This is a genomic window from Streptomyces sp. NPDC002776, from assembly GCF_053592195.1.
The window spans coordinates 144,514-160,483 of the sequence record NZ_JBSFVG010000007.1 but is presented as its reverse complement, the minus strand read 5'-3'; the positions used below and the strand labels follow the sequence as shown (position 1 = coordinate 160,483).

Annotated in this window: 17 protein-coding genes and 1 pseudogene; 8 read left to right on the top strand and 10 right to left on the bottom strand. The window is 72.5% G+C overall.

What is annotated here, in order from left to right:
- The first annotated feature begins 5 nt into the window (after nt 1-5).
- The 3 genes and pseudogenes from ACWD11_RS16785 to ACWD11_RS16775 all read left to right on the top strand — a co-directional run bounded on the left by ACWD11_RS16785 (nt 6) and on the right by ACWD11_RS16775 (nt 2,064).
- Nucleotides 6-341: an ArsR/SmtB family transcription factor gene (locus ACWD11_RS16785; protein ID WP_451283698.1), complete on the top strand. Its 336-nt coding sequence runs from the start codon at nt 6-8 to the stop codon at nt 339-341.
- A 20-nt stretch (nt 342-361) separates the two neighbouring features.
- A pseudogene (locus ACWD11_RS16780) lies at nt 362-728 on the top strand (lamin tail domain-containing protein).
- A gap of 208 nt (nt 729-936) precedes the next feature.
- Complete coding sequence (locus ACWD11_RS16775; RefSeq protein WP_451283697.1) at nt 937-2,064, top strand: hypothetical protein; 1,128 nt, start codon at nt 937-939, stop codon at nt 2,062-2,064.
- A 3-nt stretch (nt 2,065-2,067) separates the two neighbouring features.
- Here ACWD11_RS16775 and ACWD11_RS16770 read toward each other — a convergent pair whose 3' ends face one another.
- Nucleotides 2,068-3,072, bottom strand: a complete 1,005-nt coding sequence (locus ACWD11_RS16770) for a hypothetical protein (protein WP_451283695.1) — start codon at nt 3,070-3,072, stop codon at nt 2,068-2,070.
- 263 nt (nt 3,073-3,335) lie between these two features.
- Between ACWD11_RS16770 and ACWD11_RS16765 the strand changes: the two genes are divergently transcribed.
- The 3 genes from ACWD11_RS16765 (at nt 3,336) to tgmB (ending at nt 5,046) form a co-directional block, all read left to right on the top strand.
- Nucleotides 3,336-3,659, top strand: coding sequence for a YkvA family protein (locus tag ACWD11_RS16765; RefSeq protein ID WP_389417212.1), 324 nt, complete (start codon nt 3,336-3,338; stop codon nt 3,657-3,659).
- Between the two features lie 194 nt (nt 3,660-3,853).
- Nucleotides 3,854-4,045, top strand: a complete 192-nt coding sequence (gene tgmA / locus ACWD11_RS16760) for a putative ATP-grasp-modified RiPP (RefSeq protein ID WP_389417211.1) — start codon at nt 3,854-3,856, stop codon at nt 4,043-4,045.
- 17 nt (nt 4,046-4,062) lie between these two features.
- Nucleotides 4,063-5,046 carry an ATP-grasp ribosomal peptide maturase gene (tgmB, locus tag ACWD11_RS16755; RefSeq protein ID WP_389417210.1) on the top strand — a complete coding sequence of 328 codons (984 nt, stop codon included), beginning with the start codon at nt 4,063-4,065 and terminating at the stop codon, nt 5,044-5,046.
- Nucleotide 5,047: 1 nt separating this feature from the next.
- Here the strand turns inward: tgmB and ACWD11_RS16750 are convergent, their stop codons facing one another.
- Both ACWD11_RS16750 and ACWD11_RS16745 read right to left on the bottom strand, forming a co-directional pair.
- Nucleotides 5,048-5,254 carry a hypothetical protein gene (locus tag ACWD11_RS16750; RefSeq protein ID WP_389417209.1) on the bottom strand — a complete coding sequence of 69 codons (207 nt, stop codon included), beginning with the start codon at nt 5,252-5,254 and terminating at the stop codon, nt 5,048-5,050.
- A 107-nt stretch (nt 5,255-5,361) separates the two neighbouring features.
- Nucleotides 5,362-5,811 (bottom strand): hypothetical protein, encoded by a 450-nt coding sequence (locus ACWD11_RS16745; RefSeq protein WP_389417208.1) that lies wholly within the window; start codon nt 5,809-5,811, stop codon nt 5,362-5,364.
- Nucleotides 5,812-6,007: 196 nt separating this feature from the next.
- Between ACWD11_RS16745 and ACWD11_RS16740 the strand changes: the two genes are divergently transcribed.
- Together ACWD11_RS16740 and ACWD11_RS16735 are read left to right on the top strand one after the other, a co-directional pair.
- On the top strand, nt 6,008-6,979 hold the full coding sequence (locus ACWD11_RS16740; protein WP_389417207.1) for a GlxA family transcriptional regulator: 972 nt from the start codon (nt 6,008-6,010) through the stop codon (nt 6,977-6,979).
- A 100-nt stretch (nt 6,980-7,079) separates the two neighbouring features.
- Nucleotides 7,080-7,442: a hypothetical protein gene (locus ACWD11_RS16735; protein WP_389417206.1), complete on the top strand. Its 363-nt coding sequence runs from the start codon at nt 7,080-7,082 to the stop codon at nt 7,440-7,442.
- 30 nt (nt 7,443-7,472) lie between these two features.
- On the opposite strand, the gene ACWD11_RS16730 is transcribed toward ACWD11_RS16735, so the two are convergent.
- From ACWD11_RS16730 to ACWD11_RS16700, 7 genes are all read right to left on the bottom strand, one after another.
- A complete protein-coding gene (locus ACWD11_RS16730) occupies nt 7,473-9,242 on the bottom strand; it encodes an ABC transporter ATP-binding protein (RefSeq protein ID WP_451283691.1) in 1,770 nt (589 codons plus the stop codon).
- Between the two features lie 118 nt (nt 9,243-9,360).
- Entirely contained in the window at nt 9,361-9,579 is a 219-nt protein-coding gene (locus tag ACWD11_RS16725; RefSeq protein WP_451283689.1) for a hypothetical protein, read from the bottom strand.
- A 285-nt stretch (nt 9,580-9,864) separates the two neighbouring features.
- The gene (locus ACWD11_RS16720) at nt 9,865-11,136 is read right to left on the bottom strand and encodes an ABC transporter substrate-binding protein (RefSeq protein WP_451283687.1); all 1,272 of its coding nucleotides are present in this window, start codon (nt 11,134-11,136) and stop codon (nt 9,865-9,867) included.
- Nucleotides 11,133-12,263: a branched-chain amino acid ABC transporter permease gene (locus ACWD11_RS16715; RefSeq protein WP_389417203.1), complete on the bottom strand. Its 1,131-nt coding sequence runs from the start codon at nt 12,261-12,263 to the stop codon at nt 11,133-11,135. The genes ACWD11_RS16720 and ACWD11_RS16715 overlap by 4 nt, the downstream gene beginning before the upstream one ends.
- Nucleotides 12,256-13,152 carry a branched-chain amino acid ABC transporter permease gene (locus tag ACWD11_RS16710; RefSeq protein ID WP_389417202.1) on the bottom strand — a complete coding sequence of 299 codons (897 nt, stop codon included), beginning with the start codon at nt 13,150-13,152 and terminating at the stop codon, nt 12,256-12,258. Before ACWD11_RS16710 ends, ACWD11_RS16715 begins: the two co-directional genes overlap by 8 nt.
- Nucleotides 13,149-13,967, bottom strand: coding sequence for an ABC transporter ATP-binding protein (locus ACWD11_RS16705; RefSeq protein ID WP_451283685.1), 819 nt, complete (start codon nt 13,965-13,967; stop codon nt 13,149-13,151). Before ACWD11_RS16705 ends, ACWD11_RS16710 begins: the two co-directional genes overlap by 4 nt.
- Nucleotides 13,964-14,746, bottom strand: coding sequence for an ABC transporter ATP-binding protein (locus ACWD11_RS16700; protein WP_389417200.1), 783 nt, complete (start codon nt 14,744-14,746; stop codon nt 13,964-13,966). The genes ACWD11_RS16705 and ACWD11_RS16700 overlap by 4 nt, the downstream gene beginning before the upstream one ends.
- Between the last annotated feature and the right edge of the window lie 1,224 nt (nt 14,747-15,970).

The window sequence follows — 15,970 nt, the reverse complement described above, 5'->3', positions numbered from 1 at the left end:
AGGCGATGACGGTGACACGGCGAGGCGGGCGCGAGCGGATTCCCGCGCATCCGGACATCCGGGCGGTCAGCCTTCAGCAGGTGCTGGAGGCGCTGGTGGATCCCGTACGGCGGCGGATCGTCGCCGAGTTGTACACCGGCGGCCAGGAACTCGCCTGCGGCACCTTCGACTTGCCGGTCAGCAAATCCACCGCCACCCACCACTTCCACGTACTGCGCGAGGCGGGCCTGATCCGGCAGTACTACGTGGGCACGTCCCGGATGAACGCACTGCGCCGCGAGGAGTTCGAGGACGCCTTCCCGGGCCTGCTGCACGCCCTGCTGACTCCCCGGGCCGAGTAATTCCGCCTTCGCCTGCGGGCATACGCCTGCTCATCGCGACGGCCGCCGCCGAGGGCGCCCTCGCCGCCGGGCCGGCCCCGGCCACCGAGTACACCTCGACGCTGAAGATCCGGGGCGTCCCGTACGGCGCCCCGGGCAGCGACCACTCCAAGGCCGAGTACCTGGAGATCACGAACTGCTCGTACAGCAAAAAGGTCGACCTCATGGGTTATGTCGTCAAGGACGAGTGAAGCTGCGCGGCGGTCACGGCAGCGACGCCGACAACGTGGTCTACCGCGGCAACTGCAGCTTCATCTGCAACAACGACAAGGACACGATTGACCTGTACAAGCCCACGGGCGCGGCTCCGACCCCGACGGCAACGGGTACATCAAGTACCACGGCTGATCCGCCGCGCGCAGGGCCCGCCCCGATGCGGATGGTGGGCGGGCCCTGCGCACCGGCCATTTTCACCACCCGGGCCGGATCCGGCCACGGGTGAAGGCCACCCGTCCGGAGCGGTCCGCGCACACCCCGTGTGCGCACCCCCGGTGACAGATGACTGCCTGCGGCATCGATACTGGACGGACACCTGCCCCCGTCGCCCCCAGGACTCATGCTGAGCTCGCCGAACGTGCGCCCCCCGACTCCGCCCACGGTGTGGCTGGCCCACGGCCACCACGCCGGATCCGCCGCCGGGGAGGTGGTCCGCGCGTGTCTGGAACGGCACAAGGACGGCGGCGGCATCGACGACTTCCATGAACCCGCCGAGGCCCGCATCGAGGGCGAGCAGGTCTTCGAGGCCCGCTGGCGGGTCGAGGACACGGTGACCGTACGGGCCCGGCTGACCCTCCGCGACGGCCACGCGTGGTTGCTGGTGGCGGAGGCCGAGCGCCCCTGGGGTCTGCACTGGCCGTCGCCCGCCGCCATGTTCTGGCCGCAGGACGCGGACGCGGACTGGGACCGGGACCCGGTCACCGGCGGTCGCCTGCGTGCCCTCAACCCCCTCCCCCAGGACGACAAGGCGGTCCGGCGCCTGCTCAAGGACGCCGCCCGTGACGGCTGGGCCGTCCATGTCGTCGTGCACGAGGCGATGACCCCCGACGAGCGCGGCCTCGTCCCGCTCGCGGGCATGCTGCCGCCGGGGCTGCGGCACCGGGTGGTGGAGCATCGCGCCGCCCCGCACCAGCTGCGGGTGGTGAACTGGGCGCTGCGGGACTGCGGTGCGCAGGTGCCGAGGGGCGGCGCCGTGGTGCTGCCCGGCTCCCCCGTCCCCGCGGAGTACGACACGGACCGGTTCTCCGTGCGCACCGTGTTCCTCGACGGCTCCGAACCGGCCGAGCTCCTCGCCGCCGTCACCCGGTTCGCGGCGCTGCCGCGGCCCCTCCCGGACGGCGCCGAGGAGGCCGTCACCGCGCTGCGCGAACAGTGGCGGCTGTTCACCGTCGAGGAGGAGCTGGCCCGCCAGCGTGCCCTGGTCGCGATGTACGCGGACGCGCTGGAGGCGATGACGAACTCCCGCGACCTGTACCGGGAGGCCGCCGAGCAGGCCCATGAGGCGCTGGCCGCCTACCGCGAGGTGGTCGGCGCCCTGCCCGAGCAGCGGCCGGGGCCCGACTCGCCGCTCCAGCAGCTGACCCGCACGTTCGGGCGGCTCAAGGAGACCGCCCTGGCGTTGCGGCCGGGTACGGACCCCGCGCGGGAGGAGGAGCGGCCGCCGACGCGCGGGAGCGAGGCCGGCTGACGCTCATTCCGCCGCGGACGTGACCGCGCCCCGTTCCGGTGCCGGCGCCTGCCTCCGCGCCGGTGGCGGCACCGCCAGATGCACCAGCAGGGCCACCAGGGACGCCAGGGACGCGAAGACGGCGGCCAATCCGGCCGCCCAGACCGGGGCGAGGGTGAGCTCCAGCGCCCGGGACAGGCCCCCCGGGGGCAGCTGCCCTGCGAGGAGCTGCGCCGCCGCCAGCACCGCCGGCACCAGGACACCGCAGGCCAGGACCGGCACGGTGATCCGCAGGGTCAGCAGCAGGGCCACCGCCAGACACGCCACCGACATGCCGAGGGCGAGTCCGTAGACGGGCAGGGAGGCGCCGTCGCGGTACAGCGGGAAGTAGGCGGCCGCACAGACCACGAGGGCGCCGACGGCGATCCGGCCGGGCCAGGCGGGGGCCTCGTTCGCCGGTCCGGCCGGGCGTGGGGGCGTCACCCGTCTGGGGGCCACGGCCTCCGCGGCCGGCTCCTCGGGCACGGACGCGTCGAGCACGGGCTGGTCGATGGTCGGCGGGCTGTCGCACTCCTCGGACAGCCGCCGGATCAGCTCGACGATCTCCTCGACCGGGCGTCCGGTCGCCGCCGCACGGACCGCCTCCTGGCCGCAGTGCGGCTCCAGGTCGGTGCGGTGCAGCAGCGCCACCAGCCGGGACACGTCGTCCAGCGACCGCTGTTCGGCGGCGGCACGGATCGTCTCGTCGGCCCCGTCCGCGGCGCGCGGCGGCCTGGTCAGCAGGTCGACCAGCCGGGTCACATCCTCCACGGACCGGTCCACACCGACCGCGCGCAGGGCTTCGACCGTGGCCCGGGCGTGCTCGGGCGAGCGTTCCAGCAGGGTGATGAGCTGGGCGACCTCCTCCACGGGACGGTCGGCCACGGCGGCGTGCACCAGGCTGCCGACCGGGTCGTCGCCGTGAGGTTCGGGCTCGGTGGGCGTTATGTCGGACTCGTACGGGCTGGGCGATGAAGAGGGGGTAGTCATCCTCGGCTCCAGGGAAGGGTGCGCTGCCGCTGCTGCGCCCCCGAAGCGACACGCGGCTGTACGGATTCCATTACTAGGTGTTGCCGAACCGGCCCGCCACCGGGGTGGGCCGGGAGTATGAGTCACCCTCACCACCGCTTCGGCGGACGGGCGATTGCTCCGGTTGCCTCGCGCGGGCCATAGCCGCGCCGGAGGGGGGAATCCGTCAGGAGACGCGGGCGCCCGAGCTGCCCGGCGCACGCCCGAGAGGTGAGGAGGAGTCGGTGGACTCGACCACAACGGTGCTCTTCGTCGCCGCGATCCTCGCGGCCGTCCTGCTGGCCGTGGCCGTAACGGTGCTGGTCCGGCTGGTGCGGACCCGGCGCCGGCTGCGGCGCGCGGGCCTGCCGACCGGGCCGCGCTGGGCGTTCTGGGGCGCCCTGGCGTACTTCGTCCTGCCGGCCGATCTCCTGCCCGATCCGGTGTACCTGGACGACATCGGCGTACTTCTGCTGGCCCTGCGCGCCATGCGCGGGTCCGTCGACCGGCGTGGTCCCGAGGCCCTCTCCGAGCCCTCGGGGGCCGGTCGGCGCGGTGATGCCGCCTGAACCTGGCGGCGCCCAACGGGCCCGCCGGGAGCGGCCGTCGGGGACTCGCCCCGGCGATGGTGACGCAGAGTAAGGAAACCAATCACCCGTTCGATTCGTATAAGTGGGTGGAAGCCGAAGGAAGTCGGCGGACCAGGCGACGTCCCAGGGTGGGTGGCTCGCTTGATCGAAGCAGCACCGGCGAGGGAGAGACGATGCAACCGTTCGCGCTCAACTACGCACGTCCGGCAGCGGATGTGGAGGTCAACGCTGTCTATGCCTACGACTCCGGACTGCAGTTGAACGTTCTCCTGGACGGGCGGATCGCCGCCAGCGACCACGCTCTGCTCAAGGAGCTGGGGACGACGACGTCCACGGCGGGTTCGAAGACGCACTTCGACGACTGAACGCGGAACCCGCCACGATGACCGTGTTGATTCTCACCACCGAAGAGGACGTCACCGCCGACATGGTGGTGGTGCACCTCAACGCCTGCGCGGTGCCGGTGGTCCGGCTCGACCCCGCCGACCTGACCGGTGGAGCCGCGCTGTCCGGGGAGTACGTGCACGGTGCCTTTCGTGGCCATCTGTCGTCCGGTGGACGGCTGGTGAGCCTCGACGGGCTGCGCTCGGTGTGGGTGCGCAGGCCGGGGGTCCCGGCGTCCCGTGCCGCACGCCCGTCGCCGTGGCTGACGGAGGAGTCCGCGCAGGCGCTGTACGGCATGCTCCGCTCCAGCGCAGCCCGGTGGATGAACGACCCCGACGCGGCCCACCGGGCCCGGCACAAGCCCTGGCAGCTGCGGCTGGCCCAGAGCTGCGGGCTGCCGGTGCCGGCCACGCTCATCACGACCTTCCCGCAGGCCGCCCGGGAGTTCGCCGACCGCTATCCGGACCTGGTCGTCAAGCCGGTCTCCGGTGCCCATCCGCAGGACCCGCCCCGGGCGGTGCCGACCAGCCGGGTCCCCCCGGACGCCGACTTCTCCGCCGTCGCCTTCGGCCCGACCCTGCTCCAGCGGCGCGTCGCCAAGCGGGCCGACATCCGGCTGACCGCCGTGGGCGAGCGGCTGCTGGTGGCCCGTAAGCCGGTGGGGGCCGACGCGCACCCGGACGAGGTGGACGTCCGGTTCTCCTCGTCCACGGCCCCCTGGGAGCCGGCCGAGGTGCCGCCGCGCGTCGCCGAGAGCGTGCGGGCCTATCTGCGGGACGCCGGCCTGGCCTACGGCGCCTTCGACTTCGTCGAGGACGGCGACGGGACCTGGTGGTTCCTGGAGTGCAACCAGTCCGGCCAGTTCGGGTTCGTCGAGGTGGACACGGGCCAGCCGATCGCGCGGACCATCGCCGAGTGGCTGTCCCGGCCCCTTCCGCCCCGGCCCGCGCGGCTCAACGCCGTCAACTCCGCGGCCTGTTGAGTCAGAGCTGCCCGGGCGGCAGGGCGGAGCGCTGCCAGCCGGCGCCCGGGTGGGGCTGCCGTTCCACCGGCGGGGCACCGAAGGAGTTCAGCGGCTGCATGACGAACTCCAGTTCCCTGCTGACGCGTTCGGCCTCCCGACGCACCTGTAGGGGAACGTCGCCGCGCTCCGAGATCAGTCGGTCGTAAATGGGGGAATCCTGGAACACCCGTCAACGCGCCTTTCGTGTCGTGGCCCATCCACATGAGCACGACCGCCGAGTGTAGGCGCCCGGGCACACGGGGGTGCTAATTCCGGGATCGGGCTTGACGACGGTCAGGCGCCTGTCGTGGAGCCCGGACGCACGATCATCAGGACGGTGACGGTCGCCCACAGCAGGTTGAAGACGCCGGTGAACATGGCCAGTCGGGCCGTTCCGGACCGCTCCACGGCCTGGTCCGCGGCGAGCTGCTCGAGGATTTCATCCTGACGGGGGAGGACGAACGCGACGAGGATGCCGGCGGCCACCGCCGTCAGGGTGATGGAGGTGATCAGCCATGCGTCGCCGAGGACACCCATGGCGGCGGCGGTGGCGAATCCGAACAGGGGAACGGTCAGGCCGACACCGGAGTAGACCCGGCAGATCCGGTGCAGCAGCCGGACGGTGTTCAGTCTGCCCTCCTGGGCGGTGCGCGCGGCGGGCGGGAACATGCTGGCCGCGACGGTGACCGGGCCGATGGCCACGATCGCGGCCAGGACGTGCAGGGCGAGCAGGAACTTCGTCATCAGGGGGCGTCCGTCTCCGGTCCACGGGGGTGCGGGGGTACCCGGCCACGCTAGGAGACGCCCGAGTGATCGCACAGAGGCGGAAATGACAGCTTCCAACGGATTCCCGCCAACACCTCCGTCCTGCGCCTTCGCCTACGGCACCCCGCTGACCTGGGCTCGTGCTCCCGGCGGGAATCCGCCTAGGGTGGCCGTCATGCACACGGTGGCGATCCTGGTTCTCGACGACGTGGTGCCGTTCGACATGGCGGCGCCCCTACAGGTCTTCGACTGGACGCGGCTGCCCGACGGCCGCCCCGCCTACCGGGTCCGCCTGTGCGCCGAGACCCCGGAGGTGCGCGCCGACTGCGGCTTCGCCCTCCGGGTGGACCGGGGCCTGGAAGCCCTGGCGGACGCGGACACCATCATCGTGCCGGGCCGCGCCGAAGGAGCCCCCGCGCCCTCCGACCGGGTCATCGCCGCGCTGCGCCGGGCGGCCGAGGACGGCACCCGCATCGCGTCGGTCTGCGTGGGCGCGTTCGTGCTCGCGGAGGCCGGACTGCTGGACGGACTGCGCGCCACCACCCACTGGGTGGCCACCGACTTGCTGGCCCGAGGCTATCCGCGGGTGCGGGTCGAGCCGGACGTGCTGTACGTCGACAACGGCCAGATCCTCACCTCCGCCGGGGCAGCCGCCGCCCTGGACATGTGCCTGCACATGATCCGCCGGGACCACGGCTCGGCCGTCGCCGCCAACGCGGCCCGGATGTCCGTGATGCCGCTCGAACGGGAAGGCGGACAGGCCCAGTTCATCGTGCACGAGCACCCGCCCGTCCCCCGGGGCTCGACCCTGGAGCCGCTGCTGGAATGGATCGAGGACCATCTCTCCGAGGAGATCACCCTGGCGGCGATGGCGTCCCGCTCGGGGATGAGTGAGCGCACCTTCAGCCGCCGCTTCCGGGAGCAGATGGGCACCACACCGCTGCAGTGGCTGCTCCGGGCCCGGGTACGGCGGGCCCAGTACCTGCTGGAGAACAGCGACCACTCCGTCGAGCGCATCGCACAGCAGGCCGGTTTCGGCTCGCCCACCGCGTTCCGCGAGCGCTTCCGCAAGGTCGTCGGCACCACCCCGTACGCCTATCGCGCCGCCTTCCACTCCAAGTCGACCCGTGTGGGGGCGGGTACCTGACGTCAGTTCGAGGGGGCCGGGCGGAAAATCACCCGAGTCGTCCGGCGCCGCGGGCCGTTGGACAGGGGGCATCCCCCTTCACCACGGACGGTGTACGCGCATGAACTGCACAAGCCGGCTCCTCGCCGCCCTCTACATCGCCACCAGTTCCGGGCTCGCCTGGACCGCGGTCCTCGAATACGAGTACGGGCCGATGTGGGCCGCCTGCCTGTTCGCGGCCGCCAGCATCGTCCCGCTCATCGGGGTGGTGCGCGAGAGCGTGATCGGCGACCAGCACCGGGCGCTGGCCCAGTGGGCCCGACGGGCGGTGTCCGACCCGTTCACCGGGCCGGACGAGGACGCCGCCGAGCACATCGTGCGCGCCGAGCTCGACGGCGCCTGCTGCGAACGCTGGTGGACCAGCCTCGGCAGCGACCACGACCGGACCTGCCCGCACCGCGTCCCCCGCAGCAGCGCGGCCTGACCTCCCCTGCTAGCGGGCCGATACGGCCCCTCAGGCCACCTGCCCGCTGTGCAGCGCCGCGTAGGCGCCGCCCCGGTGCAGCAGCTCCTCGTGCGTGCCGATCTCCTCGATACGCCCGTCGGCCATCACCACGATCCGGTCGGCGCCGCGCACGGTGGACAGCCGGTGCGCCACCACGAAGGTGGTGCGACCGCGCATCAGCCGGGCGAGCGCCTGCTGCACCAGGGCCTCCGAGCGGGTGTCCAGCGCTGAGGTCGCCTCGTCCAGGATCAGCACCCTGGGGTCCCGGATCAGGGCGCGGGCGATGGCCAGGCGCTGCCGCTGCCCGCCGGAGAGCCGGGCCCCCCGCTCCCCCACCAGCGTGTCCAGGCCCTGCGGGAGACGGTCGACGAACTCCAGCGCGTTGGCGTCCCGCAGGGCCGCGCGCACACTCTCCTCGTCGGCGTCGTCCATGCCGTAGGCGACGTTCTCGCGGACCGTGCCGTCGAACAGGATCGACTCCTGCGGGACGACCGACACGAAGCGCCGGTAGGTGCGCAGGTCCAGGGTGTTCATGTCGGTGCCGTCGAGGAGGATGCGGCCGGCGGTCGGGCGGATGAAGCCGATGACCAGGTTGAGCACGGTCGACTTGCCCGCGCCGGACGCACCGACCAGCGCGACGGTCTCGCCCGGCGCGACCGACAGCGTGACGTCGCGGACCGCGGCCCGGCCGTCGTCGTCGTAGGCGAGGCCGACCTGCTCGAAGGTGACGGCGCCGCGCAGGGCGGTGACTTCCTTCTTGCCCTCGTTGTCCTCCAGCTCGGGCGCCTGGAGCACCTCGCCGACGGAGCGGACGGATTCGAGGCCCTTGGTGATGACGGGGGCGAGACCGGCGAGTGTGGTCGTGGAGTTGGTGAGGGTGGTCAGGAAGGCGCTGAGCATGACGACGTCGCCGGGGGTGACGCCCCAGACGCCGTAGTACGAGACCAGGGCCGCGCCGGCCAGGACCAGGACGCCGACGACGTTGAGGACCACCCAGGACAGCGAGCCGAACCGGCCGTTGACCAGGTCCAGCCGCATCCCGGAGGTGAGCAGCCGGTGCAGGGTGCCGTCCATGCGGCGCAGGGCCTTGCCCTCCAGGCCGTGGGCACGGGTGACCGGGATCAGCCGGGTCATCTCGGTCACCCGTGAGGAGAGCGTCTCGACCTCGTGGCGGAAGTGCTCGTTGTGGGTGCGCAGCCGGGACCGCAGGCGGGCGACGACGAGTGCGGCGGCGGGCACCACGACCAGGAAGACCGGCAGGAACTCGGGTGTGCGGATGCCGATGATGACGAGACCGCCGACGAGCACGGTGGTCGCCCCGAGCCCCAACTCGGCGGTCTGCTGCACCATCTGCTCGACCGTCTCCACGTCCCGGACGACCTTGGCCTGGAGCACGCCCGCGCTGACCCGGGAGTGGTAGCCGATGGACAACTGCTGCATCCGCGTGCACAGCGCGGAGCGCAGGGCGGTGCCCATGCGGCGGACGCTGCCGTAGAGCAGGCGGACGTAGAGCACGTGCAGGGGGTAGTTGACCAGCAGGATGAACATGATCAGGCCGGTGCTCAGCCAGAGGCGGCTGACCGGGTGGTGCTCGACGACGGTGTCGATGATCTCCGCGGTGACCAGCGGCAGCAGCCAGATGGGGCTGTGCTTGACGGTGAACACGCCGACCGCTGCGGCGAGTCGGCGGCGGTCGGTGCGGAGCAGGTAGGCGAGGGTGCGGACGGGGTGTTCGCCCCGGTAGCGGTGGTCGAGCGGTTTTTCCAGCGGCGAGGCCACGGGCGGTGTTCCTTCCCAGGGTGCGGGATGATCGTCTGCGCAAGCGCTTTCTCCCCATCCCTGGGCCGGTCGACGCCTCCCTGACCACCCTCGGCCGCCTCACCGGACTGTTCCGCCTCTACGGCAGCGTCGCGAAGCCCACTTGGTGAGCTGCGGGACCGCTGCCTCGGGGCAGGCGTCCCCAACCCCCGTCCCGGGCCAGCTCGGCGACCGTGACCGGCTCGACCCGCAAGGTGGTGAACAGGCGGCGGTAGAAGGTCGGGTACGCGAGACCCTGCGCGAGCAGATGGTGGGTGACCGTCGTCCGCAGCACGGCTTTGTCCACGTCGATCTCCATCGCGCTGGTCCCCTCGGGTGCTCCGCTCCCGGCCAGGGCGATGCAACGGCCGTGGACATCGGCACCGCGGGTGACCCACGAAGCCGGGAACCGTCTCCGGGGTCGTGGCGGTCACCGTCCCGCGGTGAACGGTGCCGATGCCCGGCGGCTGTCCGCCGCTTCACGGGACCGCGTCCCCGTCCCGGCAGGAACCCCCGATTTCGATCGTGCGCCTGAACGGGCCGGCACGCACCTCGGCCCGCGGTGCCGGTGCCGCACCGCGGGCCGAAGGCTGCTGACGGAGGGTCAGGAACCCTTCGAGGACAGGTACTCCTCCGCTCCGGGCACCTCCTTGGCCTCCTCGGCGATCACCATCGCGCCGACCGCCTTCGCGTCGGGCTTGAGCACGTACGCGGAACGGCTCGCGGGCTTCGTCACGTCGGAGAAGTCCTGCGCGGTGCCGAGACCGGCGTCGGCGTTCTTCTGCGCGCGGTGCGCGGCGACCACGTCCGCCCGGGCGAGGCTGCCGCCCTCACAGGCCTTCTTCAGGTCCATGCCCATGAGTTGGGCGGCGTTGTAGCCGGAGAGCACACCGGAGTCGACGAGCGCGCCCGGGTACTTCTTCTGGTAGGAGGCGACCATCTTCTTCACGCCGGGTATGTCCGCGCTGACGGCCGGGGCCGCGCTCACCACGTTCAGCATGGCCTCCAGGGCGGCCGCGGCGGGCGTCTTCATCAGCTGCGGGGCGTAGCCCGGGGCGCTGCTGACGACGGGGACCTTCAGCCCGCGGGAGGCGGCGACGCCGACCAGCGAGGCGGTCTGAGCCGGTCCGGCGCTGATCAGGATCGCCTTCACGCCCTCCTTGCGCAGCGCCGAGACCTGCGCGGACAGGTCCGTGTCGGTGGCCTTGATCTTCTGGCCGACGACCTTCAACCCGGCCTTCTTCGCGGCCCATTCCGAGCCTTCCAGGGCGTTCGCGCCGTAGTCGCCCTCGAAGTAGACGTGGCCGATGGTGTCGCCCTTGGCCAGGCCCTTGGTGCGGGTGAGGAAGTCGACGGCGGCGATCATGTCGATGTCGTACGTGGTGCCCAGGACCTGCACGGAGTCCTTGCCGAGCAGGGACGCCGCCCAGGCCTGCGGGAAGGTGAGCACCTCGTCCTGCTCGATGTCGTCGATCAGCGCCGAGACCACCGGGGATCCGATGACCTGGGGCATCGCCACCACGTCCGGGGCTATGTCGGCGTAGGCGGTGACCGCCTTCTGCACGTCGTAGCCGTGGTCCTTGACGACGATCTCGACCTTGCGGCCGCAGATGCCGCCCTTGGCGTTGGTCTCGTCGGCCCACATCTGCTGGGCCTGCACGATGCTCTTGCCGAGGGTGGCGTACGGGCCGGTCAGGTCGGTCAGGGCGCCCAGCTTGATGGTCTTGTCGGTGACTCCGGGCCCGGCCTTGACGCCGTCGGCGCCGTCCGCGGCGGTGTCGCCGTCCCCCTTGGAGCTACAGCCGGTGCCCGCGAGGAGCAGGGCCGTCGCGGCGGCGGCCAGAACCGTCCTGGTGCGGTGCTTGGGGTGATTCACGGTGTCGGCTCCTTGGCTCGTACAGCTGAGGCGGATGAAGGGGTCTCGGTCGCGGGGTGCGCGTCCTTGGGTGCGGCCCGCCGGCGCTGGATCCGGGCGCGGGTGCGCCGGACCAGGCCGTGCAGGCCGTCGGGGGCGAAGAGCAGGATCACGACGATCGCCGCTCCGTAGAGGTAGCGGGCCGCCTCGGTGGGGCCGACCGCTCCGTCGGTGGTGCCGGGGGCCGCCACGAGGGGCAACTGGTCGGCGTAGCGGGTCATCAGCAGGGGCAGCGCGGTGACGAAGACGGCGCCCGCGGTGGCTCCGGCCACCGAGCCGAGCCCGCCGATGACGATCATCGCGAGGTAGTCGACCGACAGGGCCAGCGAGAAGTAGTCCGGGACCACGCGGCGGAAGGCGAGGGCGAGCATCACCCCGGCCAGGCCCGCGTACATGGACGAGACCACGAAGGCCGCCGAGCGGTAGCGGGCGACGTGCACGCCCATCACCGCGGCCGCGGTCTCGCTGTCGCGCAGCGCCACCAGGGCCCGGCCGGGGCGCCCCAGGCGCAGGCCGCGGGCGGTGAACCAGGTGAGCGTGAACAGCGCGAGCCCCAGGTACCACAGCCGTTCCTCGGCGCCGAACGGGATGCCCATCACCGTCAGGTCGGGGTCGGAGCCGGTGAAGGAGAAGCCGCCGATCTCCAGCGGGGGCACCGAGCGGCCGTTGAAGCCGCCGGTGACCGAGTCCGCGGTGAGCAGCACATGGTGGCCGAGGAAGACCAGGGCGAGGGTGGCCACGCCCAGGTAGATGCCGCGCACCCGGCCCGCCACGGGGCTGAACAGACCGCCCGCGGCTCCGGCGAGCAGCACCGCGAGGACGACGGCGACTGCGGGCGGCAGCCCGGGACCAGGCTCGCCGGCCAGCCAGACGTAGCCGTAGGCGCCGACGGCGAGGAAGAAGGCGTGGCCGAGGGAGAGCTGGCCCGCGGTGCCGGCCAGCAGCCCGAGGCCGACGGCGCCGACGGCGGCGGCCATGGAGAACAGACCGATGCGCAGCCAGAAGGCGTCCAGGTAGAAGGGCAGCACACACAGCAGGACGACCAGCAGGACGGTCCAGACGCGGTAGCGGCGCAGCAGTTCAGACACGGGCCGCTCCCTTCGCGCCGAACAGCCCGTTGGGCCGCACCAGAAGGACGAGGACCATCACGGCGTACGGCGCGACATCGCCGAACCCTTCGCCGAGGACGTGCAGATCGGACTGGTAACCGGCGACCAGCGCCTCGGTCAGGCCGATCAGCATGCTGCCGGCGAGGGCGCCGGGCGGCGAGGCCATACCGCCGAGGATGGCGGCCGGGAAGGCCTTCAGGGCGATCTGTCCGGTCGTGCGCTCCAGGCCGGGGGCCGGGAACGCGGCGAGGAACACCGCGGCCAGCGCGGCGAGTCCGCCCGCCAGACACCAGGCGAGGGTGCGCATCCGCACCAGCCGTACGCCCATCAGCGCCGCCGCCTCCATGTCCTCCGCCGAAGCCCGCAGCGCCAGGCCCCAGTTGGTGTACCGGAAGAGCGCGAAGACGCCGCCGATGACGACGCTGGACACCACGATCGCGGCGAGCCTGCTGTCGGCCACCGTGATGGGGCCGAGGCCGCTGACCGAGTCACCCCAGGGGTCGCCGAGGGAGAGCAGGTCGCCGCCGATGCGGCGGGACAGGTCGGTGAGGATGACGATGTCGACGCCGATGGTCACGATCGTCTGCACATGGGCCGTGTGTGCGTCCTGCCCGCCCGCCTGCAGCAGGAACCGGTCCATGAGCCCGGCCACGCCCGCCGTGACCAGCACGGCGACCGCGAGGGCGCCGGCGAAGCCGAGGTCGTCGTGGAGTACGGCGGTGAGGTAGCCGCCGAGCAGGAGCAGGGAGCCGTGGGCGAAGTTGATGACGCCGGAGGCCTTGAAGATGATGACGAAGCCGAGCGCGACCAGGGCGTAGACGGAGCCCAGGGCGAGGCCGTTGAGGACGTTGTCGAGGAAGCCGGTCATGCCGCGTCCTCCCCGGTGGACTCGGTGGACTCGGTGGCCTCGGTGCCGAGGTAGGCGCGCAGCACCTCGGGGTCACGGCGGACCTCGTCGGGGGTGCCGTGGGCGATGACGCGGCCGAAGTCGAGGACGGTGACCTCGTCGGCGAGCCGCATCACCAGCCCCATGTCGTGCTCCACGAGCACCACGGACAGGCCGAGTTCGGCGCGCACGGCGCGGATCGTCTCGGCGGTACGGGCCCGTTCGGCGGCGTTCATGCCGGCCACGGGCTCGTCGAGCAGCAGCACACTGGGCTCCAGACAGAGGGCGCGGGCGAACTCCACGCGTTTGCGGTCGCCGTAGGACAGCAGCGCGACCGAGGAGTCGAAGTGCGGTCCGAGGCCGGTGAGTTCGGCGATCTCACGGGCCTTGGCCAGGTGCTCGCGCTGTTCGCGCACGGCACTGGGCAGGCGCAGCGCGCTGGCGGTGAAGCCCGCGCGGGACAGGATGTGCCGGCCGAGCATCAGGTTGTCGGCGACGGTGCCTTCGGTGGTGACGATGTTCTGGAAGGTGCGGGCCACGCCCAGGGCGGCGATGCGGTGCGGGGCGAGGCGGGTCAGTTCGGTGTCGCCGAGGCTGACGGTGCCGGAGGCGGGGCGGTACAGGCCCGAGAGCACGTTGAAGCAGGTGGACTTGCCGGCGCCGTTGGGCCCGATGATGGCGTGCACGGTTCCCGGGGCGACCGTGAAGGACACGTCGTCCAGGGCGGTGAGTCCGGCGAACCGGACGGTGACGTCCCGTACGGCGAGCACGGGCGGTGCGGTGGTGCGGTCGTTCACGCGGCCCCCTGACCGTCGGCGGTCTCGCCCAGGTACAGACGGCGTACGGCGTCGGTGCGGGCGAGTTCGTCGGCCGGCCCGGACAGCCGGATCTCGCCGACCTCCAGGACGTAGGCGCTGTCCGCGAGGGAGAGGGCCATACCGGCGTTCTGTTCGACCAGGAGCACGGCGGTGCCCTGGGTGTTGATCTCCTTCACCACGTCCGCGATCCGGGCCACCATCTGCGGGGCGAGACCCAGGGACGGCTCGTCGAGCAGGAGCAGGCGCGGGGCGGCCATGAGAGCGCGGCCGATGGCGAGCATCTGCTGCTCGCCGCCGGAGAGGAGCCCGGCGGCCTGCTGGGTGCGTTCGGCGAGCCGCGGGAACAGGGTGAACACCCGGTCCCGGGACTCGCGCACCAGGGCGGGGCTGCGGCGGCCGAGGCCGAGGCCGCCGGTGCGGAGGTTCTCGTCGACCGTGAGCCCGGCGAACACCCGCCTGCCCTCCGGGACCTGTACGACGCCGGCGCGCACCGCGGCGACCGGGTCGCGGCCGTCGAGTTCCGTGGCGCCGTAGCGGATGCGGCCGGCGGTGACCGCGCCGCGGTGCAGGCGCAGGGTGCCCGACACCGCCCGCAACAGGGTCGTCTTGCCCGCGCCGTTGGCGCCGAGCAGGGCGACGACGCCGCCGTGCGGGACGGTCAGCGACACGGAACGAAGGGCGGACAGGGCACGGCCGTAGGTCACGTCGAGTGCTTCGACGTGCAGGGCCGGCTCCTCGTCCGGTGGTGCTTCGGGCATCACGGCTCCTCGGATCCGTGCCGGAACGGGCACGGGGCTTTCGGGGAAGGGGAGCTCACGACAGCACGGGCGCGGGCGCGCGGAACAGGTCTTCCGGCGTGCTCGCTGCGCGGTCCCAACCGGGGCGGTCAGGGCTTGTGCGGGTGCCCAGGGAGAAGGCGGTGGGGGTTCCGGGGCGGGGGGCCGGGTAGGCAGGGCCGGTGAGAACGGATGAAGCGGCGCGGAGGGGACCGGGGGCCGGAGCGGGTGGCCGCGGAAGGGCGGCAACGTCCGGTGCCAGTGACCGCGCAAGGGCGGCAACGTCCGGTGCCAGTGACCGCGCAAGGGCGGCGCGTACGGACACCGGCCGGGCCGGGGCCTGTTCCGGCAGGCGGGAACGGGGCGCGGGGACGGCTTCGGCCGACGGGCCGAGAACAGGCGTCTGCTTCGGCTGCCGGGTTTCCTGGGCCAGGGCAGAGGTCTGCTCCGGCTGGCGGTCTTACCGCGCCGGGGCAGAGGCCTGCCCCGGGCTGCCGGACTTACCGGGCTGGGGACTGCTCCCCGGCTGCCCGCCGTACCGGGCCGGAGCAGAGGTCCGCTTCCGGCGCCGGACATACCCGACCGGAACAAAGTGCCGCTTCCTGCCTGCGGACATACCGGGCCGGATCAGAGGCCGGCTCCCGGGCTGCCGCACATACCGGGCTGGGGGTTGCTCTCCGGCTGCCCGTCATACCGGGCCGAAGCAGAGCCTGCCCCGGGCTGCGGACTTACCGGGCTGGGGGCTGCTCCCCAGTTCCCCGCCGTTCCGGGCCGAGAACAGACGCCTCCTTCCTTCGACTGCAGATTTCCGGGGCCGGGGCCGGGCAATGGCCCTGCTCTCCGGCGCCGGACTCACCGGGTCGGAGCAGCGGTCCGCACCCCAGCCGCCCGACCCGCCAGGCCGGAACAGAGGACTGCTCCCCGGCCACCGGGTTTACTGGGCCGGAGCAGCGAACCACTCCCCGGCCCGCCCCACCCACCAGGCCGGAACAGAGGTCCGCTCCCTGCCTACCGGACCTATCGGCCCGGAGCAGAGGCCTGCCCCCGGGCTGCCGGACTTACCAGGTTGGGGACTGCTCCCCAGCTGTCCGCCATACCGGCCTGGCGCAGAGGTCCGATTCCCGGCGCCGGACTCACCAGGCCGGAGCAGCGGACCACTCCCCGCCCGCCCCACCCACCGGGTCGGAACAGAGGACTGCTCCCCGG